Annotated in this window: 12 protein-coding genes; 6 read left to right on the top strand and 6 right to left on the bottom strand. The window is 70.1% G+C overall.

Going from position 1 to position 12155, the window contains the following annotated elements; all coding sequences use genetic code 11:
* Window positions 1–29: 29 nt before the first annotated feature.
* The 5 genes from ACNR9W_RS10780 to ACNR9W_RS10800 all read right to left on the bottom strand — a co-directional run bounded on the left by ACNR9W_RS10780 (window position 30) and on the right by ACNR9W_RS10800 (window position 6410).
* Window positions 30–2240 carry a molybdopterin cofactor-binding domain-containing protein gene (locus tag ACNR9W_RS10780; protein ID WP_419267318.1) on the bottom strand — a complete coding sequence of 737 codons (2211 nt, stop codon included), beginning with the start codon at window positions 2238–2240 and terminating at the stop codon, window positions 30–32.
* Window positions 2241–2244: 4 nt separating this feature from the next.
* Window positions 2245–3207 (bottom strand): FAD binding domain-containing protein, encoded by a 963-nt coding sequence (locus ACNR9W_RS10785; RefSeq protein WP_419267317.1) that lies wholly within the window; start codon window positions 3205–3207, stop codon window positions 2245–2247.
* Window positions 3204–3728, bottom strand: a complete 525-nt coding sequence (locus tag ACNR9W_RS10790; RefSeq protein ID WP_419267316.1) for a 2Fe-2S iron-sulfur cluster-binding protein — start codon at window positions 3726–3728, stop codon at window positions 3204–3206. The genes ACNR9W_RS10785 and ACNR9W_RS10790 overlap by 4 nt, the downstream gene beginning before the upstream one ends.
* A gap of 93 nt (window positions 3729–3821) precedes the next feature.
* Complete coding sequence (locus tag ACNR9W_RS10795; protein WP_419267315.1) at window positions 3822–4805, bottom strand: bile acid:sodium symporter family protein; 984 nt, start codon at window positions 4803–4805, stop codon at window positions 3822–3824.
* A gap of 12 nt (window positions 4806–4817) precedes the next feature.
* On the bottom strand, window positions 4818–6410 hold the full coding sequence (locus ACNR9W_RS10800; protein ID WP_419267314.1) for a gamma-glutamyltransferase family protein: 1593 nt from the start codon (window positions 6408–6410) through the stop codon (window positions 4818–4820).
* Window positions 6411–6499: 89 nt separating this feature from the next.
* Between ACNR9W_RS10800 and ACNR9W_RS10805 the strand changes: the two genes are divergently transcribed.
* A complete protein-coding gene (locus tag ACNR9W_RS10805; RefSeq protein ID WP_419267313.1) occupies window positions 6500–7159 on the top strand; it encodes a GntR family transcriptional regulator in 660 nt (219 codons plus the stop codon).
* A complete protein-coding gene (locus ACNR9W_RS10810; RefSeq protein WP_419267312.1) occupies window positions 7149–7946 on the top strand; it encodes an inositol monophosphatase family protein in 798 nt (265 codons plus the stop codon). The genes ACNR9W_RS10805 and ACNR9W_RS10810 overlap by 11 nt, the downstream gene beginning before the upstream one ends.
* On the opposite strand, the gene ACNR9W_RS10815 is transcribed toward ACNR9W_RS10810, so the two are convergent.
* Window positions 7928–8659, bottom strand: a complete 732-nt coding sequence (locus ACNR9W_RS10815) for an FkbM family methyltransferase (protein ID WP_458478486.1) — start codon at window positions 8657–8659, stop codon at window positions 7928–7930. The two genes, ACNR9W_RS10810 and ACNR9W_RS10815, sit on opposite strands and share 19 nt — an antisense overlap.
* Before the next feature lie 322 nt (window positions 8660–8981).
* Between ACNR9W_RS10815 and ACNR9W_RS10820 the strand changes: the two genes are divergently transcribed.
* Genes ACNR9W_RS10820 through ACNR9W_RS10835 form a run of 4 tightly spaced genes read left to right on the top strand, consistent with a single transcriptional unit; the run spans window position 8982 to window position 11973 of the window.
* Window positions 8982–9926, top strand: coding sequence for a zinc-dependent alcohol dehydrogenase (locus ACNR9W_RS10820; protein WP_419267310.1), 945 nt, complete (start codon window positions 8982–8984; stop codon window positions 9924–9926).
* A 26-nt stretch (window positions 9927–9952) separates the two neighbouring features.
* Entirely contained in the window at window positions 9953–10348 is a 396-nt protein-coding gene (locus ACNR9W_RS10825) for a 6-pyruvoyl trahydropterin synthase family protein (protein ID WP_111299338.1), read from the top strand.
* A gap of 2 nt (window positions 10349–10350) precedes the next feature.
* Window positions 10351–11124, top strand: coding sequence for a class I SAM-dependent methyltransferase (locus ACNR9W_RS10830; protein ID WP_419267309.1), 774 nt, complete (start codon window positions 10351–10353; stop codon window positions 11122–11124).
* 18 nt (window positions 11125–11142) lie between these two features.
* Window positions 11143–11973 (top strand): RibD family protein, encoded by an 831-nt coding sequence (locus ACNR9W_RS10835; protein ID WP_419267308.1) that lies wholly within the window; start codon window positions 11143–11145, stop codon window positions 11971–11973.
* Window positions 11974–12155 lie beyond the last annotated feature (182 nt).

Genomic DNA, 12155 nt, shown 5'->3' on the forward strand with positions numbered 1-12155 from the left:
CGGGCCGGGCCAGCGGCCCGGCAGAAGTGTCAGGTCACGCGGGCGAAGGGGTCGGGCAGTTCCGCCAGCAGCTTGTCGGGGGTCATGGGAAAGTCGCGCAGCCGCACGCCGCAGGCATTGTAGATCGCGTTCGAGATCGCGCCCGCCGCGCCGCAGATGCCCAGTTCGCCCACGCCTTTCGCCTGGATGGGAGAGGCATAGGCATCGCGCTCCTCCAGCAGGATCACCTCCATCTCGGGGATGTCGCGGTGGACGGGCACATGGTATTCGGCCAGGTCGTGGTTCACCAGGTGGCCGTCGCGATGGTCGAAATGCAGCTCCTCCATCAGGGCACTGCCGATCCCCCAGACCATGCCGCCCAGGCATTGCGACCGTGCGGTCTTGGCGTTCAGCACGCGGCCAAAGCCAAAGGCCCCGGTCATCCGGCGCATGCGCGTTTCTCCGGTAAAGGCATTGACGGCCACTTCGCAGAAAAAGGCGCCATAGGTCGCCTGCTTGACCTTTTCAGACGTCTCGCCGGGCTCGATCCGGCCGACCTGCGCCAGGTCGCCCTCCAGCAGTTCGGTCACCGGACGCGGATCGGTGCCCTCGGCCCAGATCTTGCCGTCCTGCATCAGAAGGTCGTCGGGACTGCAATTCATCTTGCGCGCCAGCACGGCGCGGATCGCCTCGCAGGCCAGGAAGACCGCCGACCCGGTAGAGCTGGCGCCCCAGCTGCCGCCCGATCCCGCACCCGAAGGCAAGGTGCTGTCGCCCAGCCTCACCTCGGTCCGCTCGATCGGCTGGCCCAGCATCTCGGCCGCGATCTGCCCCAGGATGGCATAGCTGCCCGTGCCGATGTCGGTCTGGTCGCTTTCGACCAGCAGCGACCCGTCGGCCCGCAGCGTCACCCTCGCCTCGGCCTGCTTGAGGATGTTCACGCGGGCGGCCGAGGCCATGCCCATGCCGATCCACCATTCGCCTTCGCGGCGCTGGCAGGGCAGCGGATGTCGCTGGTTCCAGCCAAAGGACCGGGCCCCCGCATCCAGCGCCTCGACCAGCCGGCGCGAAGAATAGGGCGTGCCCTCTCCCGGCACCACGTCAGGCATGTTGCGCTTGCGCAGTTCCACCGGGTCCAGGTGCAGCTTGACGGCCAGTTCGTCCATCGCGGCTTCCAGCACCTGCATGCCGACCGCCTCGCCGGGCGCACGCACCGAACCCGCCGTCAGCCGGTTGATCCGCGAAATCTGGATGGCCAGACGGCGGTTGTCGCCGCGATAAAGAAACTCGGTCGCCTGCGTCACCGGCTCGGCGAATTCCTCCTCGGGCAGGTTCGAGATCAGCGCCTCATGCGCCAGCGCGGTCAGGCGGCCCTGGTCGTCGCAGCCAAGCCGCACGCGCTGCTCGGTCTCCGACCGCCGCATGATGGCCTCGAAGACCTGCTGGCGGCTCATGACCACCCGCACCGGACGGCCCAGTTCGCGGGCGGCGATCGACGCCGCGACGGCCTCGTGGGAGATGCCCAGCTTGGAGCCGAACCCGCCGCCCACATAGGGCGAGACAATTCGCACGTCTTCCGCATCGACCCCGACGCTGTCGGCCAGTTCCTTGACGTTGAAGGCGACCATCTGCAGGCTGCCGTGCAAGGTCAGCTTGCCGCCATCCCATTCGGCGATCGCCGCATGCGGCTCCATCGCCGCGCTGGCATGGCCGGGCGTGGTATAGGTGACATCGACCACATGGGCCGCCTCCTTCAGCGCAGCCTCCAGGTCGCCGGCCTCGACCGGCTCCTTGGCGGGTTCCGCGGCCTCGGCGGACGGCAGCAGCCGCGCCGTGTCCGACTGGTCGTCATAATCGATCCGCAGCGCCTTGGCGGCGGCGGTCGCCTGCTCGAATGTCTCGGCCACGACCAGTGCGACGGGCTGATCGGGAAAATCCACATGGTGGACATCCTGCATCGGCGCCTCGCCCGCACCGCCCTGCGCCGCGCGGCGCAGCATCTCGTGGGTCGAATAGACGCCCAGCACGCCGGGCATCGACAGGACGGCGTCGCGGTGGATGCCGGTCACCAGGCCCTTGCTGATCCGCGCGCCGACCAGAACCCCCTCCGCACAGGCGGGGCGGCGATATTCGGCGGCATAGGTCGCCTGGCCCGCGACCTTCAGCGGGCCTTCGGGCCGGTCCAGCGGCTGGCCGATCACGCCCTGGCGGGTCTGGTCCAGCAGGTTGCGCTGGTCGGGGCGGTCATAGGTCACGGACATGCGCTTATTCTCCGGTCGCTTCGGCCAGCACGGCGGCCAAGGTGCGGCGCGCCAGCGGGATCTTGAAATCATTGCCGCCCTGGCCTTGGGCGTTCTCCAGCAGCAAGTCGGCCGCCTTGGCGAAAAGGGCGGGACCGGGCTGTTCGCCGACCAGCAACTCCTCGACGCGCGGATCGGTCCAGGGCTTGTGGGCAAGGCCGCCAAAGGCCAGCTGCGCATGGGCGATCCGTCCCTGGTCCATCCGCAGCACCGCCGCCACCGATACCAGCGCAAAGGCATAGGAGGACCGCTCCCGCACCTTGCGATAGATATGGCGCCCCGGGATCGGCGCCGGCAGGGTGACCCCGGTGATGACCTCGCCCGGCTCCATGACGTTGTCGCGCGACGGATCATCCCCCGGAAGCCGATGGAAATCGCGCGCCGAGACCTGACGGCTGCCCCCCGGGCCCTCCAGCTGCACCTGCGCGTCCAGCGCGGCCAGGGCCACGGCCATGTCGCCGGGATAGGTGGCGATGCAGGCCTCGGACGCGCCCAGGACCGCGTGGTTGCGGTTCGCGCCGCCGATGGCGGCGCAGCCCGAGCCGGGCTGCCGCTTGTTGCAGGGCGAATGGTTGTCCATGAAATAGGGGCAGCGGGTCCGCTGGCACAGATTGCCGCCGGTCGTTGCCTTGTTGCGCAATTGCGGGCTGGCGCCCGACAGGATCGCCCGCGACAGCACCGACCAGTCCTGACGGACCCGATCATCGGCGGCGCAGTCCGAATTGCTGACCAGCGCGCCGATGCGCAGCCCCTCGCCCTGCGGCTCGATGCGGTCCAGCCCGATGCGGGTCACGTCCAGCAGCGCCTCGGGCGTCTCGACCTCCAGCTTCATCAGGTCCAGAAGATTGGTGCCGCCCGCGATCAGGCAGCCGGAATGGCCGACCGCATCCTGCAGCGACTGCGCACGCGCATAGGAAAAGGCCCTCATCGCGCGGCCCCGGTCTCGATCACCTCGCGGATGGCCGCGACGATGTTGTCATAGGCGCCGCAGCGGCAGATGTTGCCGCTCATCCTTTCCCGGATCTCGTCATTCTCCAGCCGGGGCAGCCCGGCCAGTTCGTCGGTGACGACACTGGGCCAGCCCGAACGCAGTTCTTCCAGCATGGCGGTGGCCGAACAGATCTGACCCGGGGTGCAATAGCCGCACTGGAACCCGTCATGGGCGACAAAGGCGCGCTGCAGCGCCGACAGGGCCTCGGGCGACCCGATCCCCTCGATGGTGGTCACCTCGTCGCCGTCATGCATGACCGCCAGGCTGAGGCAGGAATTGATGCGCCTGCCGTTCACGATGACGGTGCAGGCCCCGCATTGTCCGTGATCGCAGCCCTTCTTGGTGCCGGTCAGCCCCAAGTCGAGGCGCAGGAAATCCAGCAGGCTGCGCCGCGGGTCTCCGGAATAATCTTGAGATTGGCCATTGACGGTCAACCTGGCTGCGGGGCTTTGCGCCATGAAGGGCTCCTTGAACCACCTGTGCTGGGTTCAAGGCAACGTGATGGGTTGCGGCTGGTTCCCCAGAAGATCACGATCCGGCGGCCCTCCGGATCAGGAGACCAGCGCCGTCCGGTTCCGGCGCGCGCCCTGCTGCGCGATCATCGCGCAGATCAACAGCTGCGCCATGTGATAGACCAGGACCGGCAGGACGGTCGCCCCCACCGTCGCAGCCGGGAACAGCGCCGCCGCGATGGGCAGGCCCGAGGCCAGGCTTTTGGTCGAGCCGCAGAAGAACAGGACCGACCGGTCCGGGCCCGGCAGCCGGAACAGCCGCCCTGCCCCGGCGATCAGGCCAAAGACCATGGCCAGCATCACCAGCACCACCGCGATCAGGGTGATCAGGCTGGCCGCCGGGATCGCCGCCCAGAGGCCCGACACCGTGCCCGCGCTGAAGGCGGAATAGACGATCAGCAGGATCGCGCCCCGGTCCACGACCAGCGTCAGCCTGCGGCGGTTGCGGACAAAGGCGCCGATCCAGGGCCGCAGCAGCTGGCCCAGAACGAAGGGCAGCAGGATCTGCGTGCCGATGCGCAGGACCGCGTCCATGCTGATCTGCCCGTCACCCGCATGCAGCAGCAGCGCGACCAGCGCGGGGGTCAGCACCACGCCGATCAGGTTAGACATCGAGGCCGCGCAGATCGCCGCCGGCACGTTGCCGCCCGCGATCGACACAAAGGCGATCGAGCTCTGCACGGTCGAGGGCAGCACCGACAGGAACAGCAGCCCCAGCGTCACCTGCGGCCCCAGAAGCCCGCCAAAGACGGCCGCAAAGCCCATCCCCAGCAGCGGGAACATCGCATAGGTCGCGGCAAAGGTCAGCCCCTGCAGCCGCCAGTTCAGCATCCCCGCCTTGACCGAGGCCGGGTCCAGCTTGGCCCCGTAAAGGAAGAACAGCAGCGCCACGGCCCAATAGGTGACATGGCCCAGCCCCTCGGCCGCGATCCCGCGAGCGGGCAGCACAAGGCCCAGCATCACGGTCGCCAGCAGCATCAGCATATAGCTGTCGATCCCGATGCGTTTCAGAAATGCGCTCATCTTGCGGCTCCTTTACCAGCCCAGGGCCATGCCGTCCTTGCGGCTGTCCGACCCGCCCTCCAGCAGGCCGGTCAGGGTGTCGATGCGGATCGCCTGCGCGCCACCCGTCGGGCCCACCAGGCGCTTCAGGACATGGCCGCGCCGTTCCAGCTCGGCGCAGACATCGGGGGGCATGGTCGGCTCGACCTGCAGCACGCCGTCGGTGGCAAAGCTGCGCGGCTCGTCCATCGCCTGCTGAAGGGTCAGGCCGCGATCGATCACCGCCGACAGGAAGACCGCGTGGCCCGTGGCCTGATACTGCCCGCCCATGACGCCAAAGGGCATCACCACGCGGCCAGCCTGCGTGACCATGCCGGGAATGATCGTGTGCATCGGGCGCTTGCGCGGGCCGATGGCGTTCGGATGACCCGGGATCATCCGAAAGGCCGCGCCGCGGCTTTGGAACAGCACGCCCGTCGCGGGGTCCAGCCGCCCCGACCCGAAGCCGTGAAAGATCGAGTTGATGAACGAGATCGCGTTCCCCTGCCCGTCCACGACGCAGAGGTAGATCGTATCCCGATGCGGCGGCTCGTCCCAGAGCACCGGGGCCATGGCGCGGGTCATGTCGATGCGTGCGCGCAGGGCGGTGATTGCCTGGTCGGACAGCAGCGCCTCGGCCAGGCCCGGACAATGGTCCGGATCGCCCAGCAGCGCGTCGCGCTGGTGATAGGCCAGCTTGGTCGCCTCGGCCTCGACATGCACGCGGTCGGCATGGGACAGGCCGGCCATGTCGAACCCTTCCAGGATCTTCAGGATCAGCAGCGCCGCCAGCCCCTGCCCGTTCGGCGGGCATTCGTGAACCTCAAAACCGCGATAGGTCGCGCTGATCGGCGTCACCCAGTCGGCGCCGTCCGTGGCTTCGGCGAAATCCAGTTCCGTATGCAGCCCGCCCAAGGCCCTCAGATGCGCCACCATCCGGGCCGCCGTCCGGCCCTGGTAGAAAGCCGCCGGCCCCTCGGCCGCGACCTCCTCAAGACGGCCGGCCAGCAGGGGCTGCGCGTGCCGGGTCCCTGCGGCGGGCGGATGGCCGCCGGGCAGGAACAGCGCGGCGGCATGCGCATCGCCCGCCACCACGGGTGCCGCCTCGGCCCAGTCCTGCGCCACGCGCGGCGTCACCGGATAGCCGTCGCGCGCATAGGCGATGGCCGGCGCGAACAGCCGCGCCAGCGGCAGGCGGCCCAGGTCCGCGTGCAGGCGGCACCAAGCCGAAATGGCGCCAGGGATGGTCGCCGCATGCGGGCTGGTCTGGGGGATGTGATCGGTCAGGCCCGCCGCCTGCAGCGCCTCGATGGTGGCGGCGGCCGGGGCGCGGCCGGACCCGTTCAGTGCCCGGACCGGACCGCCCGCCGGCGCATAAAGTGCAAAGCAGTCGCCGCCGATCCCGGTCATCAGGGGATCGACCACCGCCTGGACCGCGCTGGCCGCGATGGCGGCATCGACGGCATTGCCGCCTTCCGACAAAACCGCCAGGCCCGCCGCCGTCGCCAGCGGATGCGAGGTGGCGACCATGGCCCGTGCCGCATAGGTCGACGGCCGGCGGCCCGAGAGGAAATCGAATTTCGACATCGCCTGTCCCCTGCTGCGGAATCACGTGGCGCCTGCGCCTTGTCTTGTATACATATAGGTGGCACCGGAATACAATCACAGGACCGCCGATGACTGTCGCCCGCTCTGCCGACCAGATCCACGCCGCCCTGTCGCGGCAGATCGTGGCGGGCCAGTTGCGGCCCGGTGATCCCTTGGCGGAGACTGCGCTGGCGGCGCGTTTCGGCGTGTCCCGCACCCCCACCCGCGAGGCGCTGCACCGCCTGGCGACCGAGGGGCTGGTCGAACGCGGCCCCCGCCGTGCATTCCTGGTCCGCCGGATGAGCCCCGAGGTGCTGCGCGACCTTTTCGAGGCACTCGGAGAGCTGGAGGCGCTCTGCGCCAGCCTGGCCGCCCATCGCATGACCCCGATCGAGCGCGCGGCGCTGGAGGCGATCTTGGCCGAGGGCGAGGATCCGGAGGCCGATTATGCCGCCGTGAACCGCCGCTTTCACGATGCCCTGCGGAGCGGCGGCCAGAACGTGGTGCTGTCGGGGATGCTGGACGACCTCAACCGCCGCAGCATGCCCTGGCGCAGCGCCCAGTTCGAGGCGCAGCCGGACCGCATGGACAGTTCGCGGGCCGAACATCGCGCCATCGTGCAGGCGGTCCTGGCCCAGGACGGGACGCAGGCCGCGGCGCTGATGCGCGCCCATATGGCGGCCTCGCTTGGCGTGGTGCTTGAGATGCTGACCCGCCACGCCGAACAGGAGCCCACCCATGCCCGATGACCTGCATCCCGATCTGCACCTGGCCATCCGGGCCGCCCATGCCGCGGGGGCGCTGCTGCGCGATCACTGGCAGGCACGGGACCGGCTGGTGATCGATGCCAAGGCCGCGGGGGATTTCGTGTCCCAGGCCGATCACGAGGCCGAGGCCCTGCTGCGCCGCCACCTGCTGGCCGCCGGCGATGGCTGGCTGGGCGAGGAAACCGCCCCGCGGGAGGGCAAGCGCCGCTGGATCGTGGATCCGCTGGACGGCACGACGAACTTCCTGCGCGGCATCGCGCATTGGGCGGTCTCGGTTGCGCTGGAGGTCGATGGCCGGCTGGTCCTGGGGGTGGTCCATGATCCGCTGAAGGACGAGACCTTCGCCGCGGCGCAGGGGCTGGGGCTGCGGCTGAATGAGCGCCCGGTCCATCCCGCCCCGCCGCCCGGCTTTGATGCCGCGCTGTTCGGGACCGGGCTGCCCTTTGGCGACATGCCCCATATCCCCGACCATGCCGCGGACCTGACGCGCGTCCTGCCCGGTTCGGCCGGGGTGCGGCGGATGGGGGCGGCGGCGCTGGACCTGGCCTATGTCGCGGCCGGGCGCCTCGATGGCTTCTGGGAGCGGCGTCTGCGCCCCTGGGACATCGCGGCGGGCCTGGTCCTGCTGCGCGAGGCCGGCTGCCGGGTCGAGGGCTGGACCCCCGAGGAGCGCCCCGAGGACAGTGGCACCGTCCTGGCCGCCCCGCCTGCCCTGTTCGACGCCTTTGCCGCCCGGCTGCGGCAGGCGGATCAGCCCAGGCGCGCGTAAAGGTCCCCCGACCCTCCATCCGCCGGCAGCCCGGCCAGCCAGTTCCGCACGGCCCCGGCGTCGCGCCAGTCGGGCCACAGAAACTCTGTCGCCTCGCCCGCGACCGCGTTGAAGCGATAGTCGCCCAGCGCCGCCAGCAGGTCCAGCACCGCCAGGGTCCGGTCGCGGAACGCGGGCAGGTATTCCACCGACAGCAGCGGCAGCGGCTGGCTGAGGCCCGCCAGCACGTCCGCCTCGAAGCCCTCGACATCGATCTTGACGAAATCGGGCAGCCCGTGCTGCGCGATCAGCCGGTCCAGCGTGGTCATCCGCACCTGCTGCCGCCGGTCCCAGCGCACGTGGCCAAAACCCGGCGCCTGCGCGGCCTGGGCCGCAAAGTCGCGGCTGACCGACGACACGGTAGGATGCAGCGAGGACACATCCATCTGCGCCATCCTCTCGGCCGGGCCGACGGCCTTTTCCACCAGCACGATGTCGCGCGGCAGGCTGCGGCGCAGGAAGGTGGCAAAGGGCTCCTGCGGCTCGCAGGCCACCACGCGCGCGCCGGCGGCCCGCATCGCGCGGGCGCGGTTGCCGACATGGGCACCGATGTCGAAGGCCAGCGCACCGGGCTGCATAAGTTCGCGATAGAACCGGCGCAGCTGCCGGATGCGCCGCGGGTTGTAATAGATCGCCAGCGACCGGATCAGTCCCCGAAACACCCGTATCCGCATGATCCCCCCAAAGCCGTCCTATGGCCATCCTAGGGCGGCCCGGCCCCGGCCGTCCATCGGCCCTTTGGGCCGGCTGTTGACGAAGTCCGCGAACTTCCGCGACAATCGGTCACGTCGGACCGCAGGCTGCAACCTTGCCAGTCGCCTGTCGGGTGGTCAGGCTGATTTATCAATGAGCTTCGGGCAAAAGGTGATCCATGCGTGTCTTTCCCTTATCCGATATGGCGGGCGACGTGCGGGTCCCATGGGCATTCGGCAGGATGAGCGGTCGAAAGACGCGCGCGGGCGCCGGCAGCCCCGACTGCTCCAGACGCGGGCAAGCATGAGCGCACCGGCCCTCTGGTGCATGGCCCCGGACCAGGCGCAGATCCGCCGCGGCCGCATGGGCGACGGCCTGCGCGTCCGCACCCTCTTCAGCGGCATCAGCCGGGGGACCGAACGGCTGGTCCTGGCGGGCCGGGTGCCTGCCAGCGAATACCAGCGGATGCGCGCGCCCTTTCAGGAGGGGGATTTCCCCTTTCCGGTCAAGTACGGCTATGCGGCGGTCGGAGAGGTGCAGGAGGGGGAACTGGCCGGACGGGCGGTCTTTGCGCTGCACCCCCACCAGACCGAATTCCGCCTGCCGGCCGAGGCGCTGATCCCGCTGCCCAAGGGGCTGCCGCCCGAACGGGCGGTGCTGGCCGCGAACATGGAGACCGCGCTGAACATCCTGTGGGACAGCGGCGCGGGAGCGGGTGACCGCATCACGGTAGTGGGCGGCGGGCTGGTGGGCCTGCTGGTCGCCTTCCTGGCCGCGCGCCTGCCGGGGGCGGAGGTGACGGTGGTGGACCCGCAGCCGGGGCGGCGCCCGCAGGCGCAGGCGCTCGGCTGCAGCTTTTGCGCGCCCGACGCGGCGCCCGGTGATCAGGATGCGGTCATCCACGCCAGCGCGACCCAGGACGGCCTGGTCCTGGCGCTGCGCATTGCCGGCCCCCAGGCCACCGTGACCGAGGCCAGCTGGCACGGCACCTCCTCCGTCGCCCTGCCCCTGGGCGGCGCCTTCCACAGCCGCCGGCTGCGCATCGTCAGTTCGCAGGTGGGGGCGCTGCCGCCGGACCGTGCGGCGCGCTGGACCTATCGCCGCCGGCTGACCAAGGCACTGGACCTGCTGGCCGATCCGGGGCTTGATGTCCTGATCTCGGGGGAAACCGCCTTTGGCGATCTTCCGGACGCCTACCCCCGGATCCTGGGGGACCCGGACACCCTGTGCCACCGCATCCGATACTGACCGAAAGCCCACCTCAAGGAGCCCCAATGTTCGCCGTCGAAGTCCGAGACCACATCATGATCGCCCATTCCTTCCCCTCGCCGACCTTCGGGCCCGCGCAGGGAATGCACGGCGCGACCTTCACCGTCGACGCGGCCTTCTTTGCCCCGGTCATGGATGATGAGAGCCTGGTGGTTGATATCGGGCTTGCGACCGAGGCGCTGGCCGCGACGCTTGCGCCGCTGCGCTACAAGAACCTGGACGAGATCCCGGAATTCGCCGGCAAGTTCACCACGACCGAATTCCTGTGCAAGCATATCTTCGACCAGATGGCCGCGACGGTGCGCGCGGGCGGACTGAAGGATGGCGGCCGGGTAAAGAAGCTGCGGATCACGCTGCATGAAAGCCACATGGCCCGCGCCTGGTTCGAAGGGGACCTCTAGGCATGGGATTTTCGGCCGAGTGGCTGGCCTTGCGCGAACCGGCGGACGGGGCGGCCCGCGACGGCGGGCTGCTGGCGCGGGCGGCGCGGGCGGCCGGGCCGGACCCGGTGATCCTGGACCTGGGCTGCGGCACCGGATCCACGCTGCGGGCGCTGGGGCCGCATCTGCCGGATCACGCCCACTGGCATCTGGTCGACAACGACCCCACGCTTCTGGAGATCGCCCGGACCGAGGCGCCGGGGCGCAGCACGTCCCATGGGCTGGACCTGCGCGACCTGGAGGCGCTGCCGCTGGAGGGGGTGACGCTGGTGACGGCCTCGGCGCTTCTGGACCTGATGCCGGCGGACTGGATCGCCGGCCTGGCGCGGCGCCTGTCCCACGTAGGCCTGCCCTTCTATGCGGCGCTCTCCTATGACGGGGAAATGACCTGGGACCCGCCCCTGCCGGAGGATGCCCCGGTCACCCGCGCCTTCAACGACCACCAGCGTCGCGACAAGGGGCTGGGACCCGCGCTTGGCCCCGAGGCCGGGTCCGAGGCGCTGGCCGTCTTCCGCAATGCGGGGTTCGCGGTTACCGCGGCGCCCAGCCCCTGGCGCATCGGCCCGGACCAGGCGGCGCTGCACCGTGCCCTGATTGCAGGCATTGCCGGGGCTGCGGAGGAGGCAGGCGCCCCGATGGCCGCCGACTGGGGCATCGCCCGCAGGGAGATGGCGCCCCGAAGCCATTGCCGGATCGGCCATCTTGACCTGCTGGCGCTGCCGCCCGCCGCGACCTGAACGAGGAGAGGACCAACCATGCACGGCGTCGATGTCACACCGCGGGTCTGGGACCGCATCCTGTCGGTCCGCAGCGGACAGGCCTGCGCCTGCTGTGGCCGTTTCACGGAGGCCGAACGGGCGGCGCTGGATCTTTACGGTCCCGTCGCGCGGCGCGATCTGGGTCCGGTGACGGTGGCGCAGATCGGCCAGTCGCTGGACGGGCGGGTGGCCACGGCCTCGGGCGATGCGCGCGACGTCTCGGGACCGGACGGGCTGGCGCATCTGCACCGGCTGCGGGCGTTGGTGGACGGCGTGGTGATCGGCGTGCGGACCGCGCTGCACGACCATCCCCGCCTGACCGTCCGCCTGTGCAGCGGCCCAAACCCGGCCCGCATCGTCATCGACCCGCGCGGCCGCCTGCCGGACGAGGCCACCGTGCTGGCCGCCGGCGATACGCGCCGCATCGTCGTCCAGGGTGTCGGGCGTCCCCGTCCGTCAGGGGTCGAGATCCTGCACCTGCCGATGCACGAGGGGCGGATGGACCCCGCGCGCATCCTGGAGGGCCTGCGGGACATAGGCTTGGGATCGTTGCTGATCGAGGGCGGCGGCCTGACCATTGCCGGGTTCCTGGAGGCCCGGCTGCTGGATCGGCTGCAGGTCTCGGTGGCGCCGCTGATCATCGGCGCGGGACCGCAGGGCCTGACCAGCCGCGCGCCCATCCAGCACCTGTCCGACGCGCTGCGCCCGGAAACCCGGTTCTTTGGCCTGGGGTCCGACATTGTCTTTGACTGCGCCTTGGGCCCCATGGCCAGCCGCGCCATGCTGCCGCTGCATCAGCACGAGGGCCCGGTGACCGCGGTGTCGTAAGGCCGCGACCGGCCTGTGCATAGACCGGGCACGTTCCCGGTCCCTCTGGTCCTTTCCGCTGTGGCCTGGATCCATTGGAAATGCATGGTCTGGCGCTGCCAACCTCCTCCCTGAAATACCCAAAAGGAACCACCTGTCCGGATGGACGGCCGTTGCGGACTCGACTTGATCCCTCAAATCGG

The organism is Paracoccus sp. T5, from assembly GCF_048538155.2.
Lineage (GTDB): Bacteria > Pseudomonadota > Alphaproteobacteria > Rhodobacterales > Rhodobacteraceae > Paracoccus.

Coding starts and splice junctions, on each gene's coding strand:
- ACNR9W_RS10800 (WP_419267314.1), bottom strand. CDS start 6,410: ATGTCGAAATTCGATTTCCTCTCGGGCCGCCGGCCGTCGACCTATGCG.
- ACNR9W_RS10810 (WP_419267312.1), top strand. CDS start 7,149: ATGCCCGATGACCTGCATCCCGATCTGCACCTGGCCATCCGGGCCGCC.
- ACNR9W_RS10785 (WP_419267317.1), bottom strand. CDS start 3,207: ATGAGGGCCTTTTCCTATGCGCGTGCGCAGTCGCTGCAGGATGCGGTC.
- ACNR9W_RS10790 (WP_419267316.1), bottom strand. CDS start 3,728: ATGGCGCAAAGCCCCGCAGCCAGGTTGACCGTCAATGGCCAATCTCAA.
- ACNR9W_RS10795 (WP_419267315.1), bottom strand. CDS start 4,805: ATGAGCGCATTTCTGAAACGCATCGGGATCGACAGCTATATGCTGATG.
- ACNR9W_RS10805 (WP_419267313.1), top strand. CDS start 6,500: ATGACTGTCGCCCGCTCTGCCGACCAGATCCACGCCGCCCTGTCGCGG.
- ACNR9W_RS10820 (WP_419267310.1), top strand. CDS start 8,982: ATGAGCGCACCGGCCCTCTGGTGCATGGCCCCGGACCAGGCGCAGATC.
- ACNR9W_RS10825 (WP_111299338.1), top strand. CDS start 9,953: ATGTTCGCCGTCGAAGTCCGAGACCACATCATGATCGCCCATTCCTTC.
- ACNR9W_RS10830 (WP_419267309.1), top strand. CDS start 10,351: ATGGGATTTTCGGCCGAGTGGCTGGCCTTGCGCGAACCGGCGGACGGG.
- ACNR9W_RS10780 (WP_419267318.1), bottom strand. CDS start 2,240: ATGTCCGTGACCTATGACCGCCCCGACCAGCGCAACCTGCTGGACCAG.
- ACNR9W_RS10835 (WP_419267308.1), top strand. CDS start 11,143: ATGCACGGCGTCGATGTCACACCGCGGGTCTGGGACCGCATCCTGTCG.
- ACNR9W_RS10815 (WP_458478486.1), bottom strand. CDS start 8,659: ATGCGGATACGGGTGTTTCGGGGACTGATCCGGTCGCTGGCGATCTAT.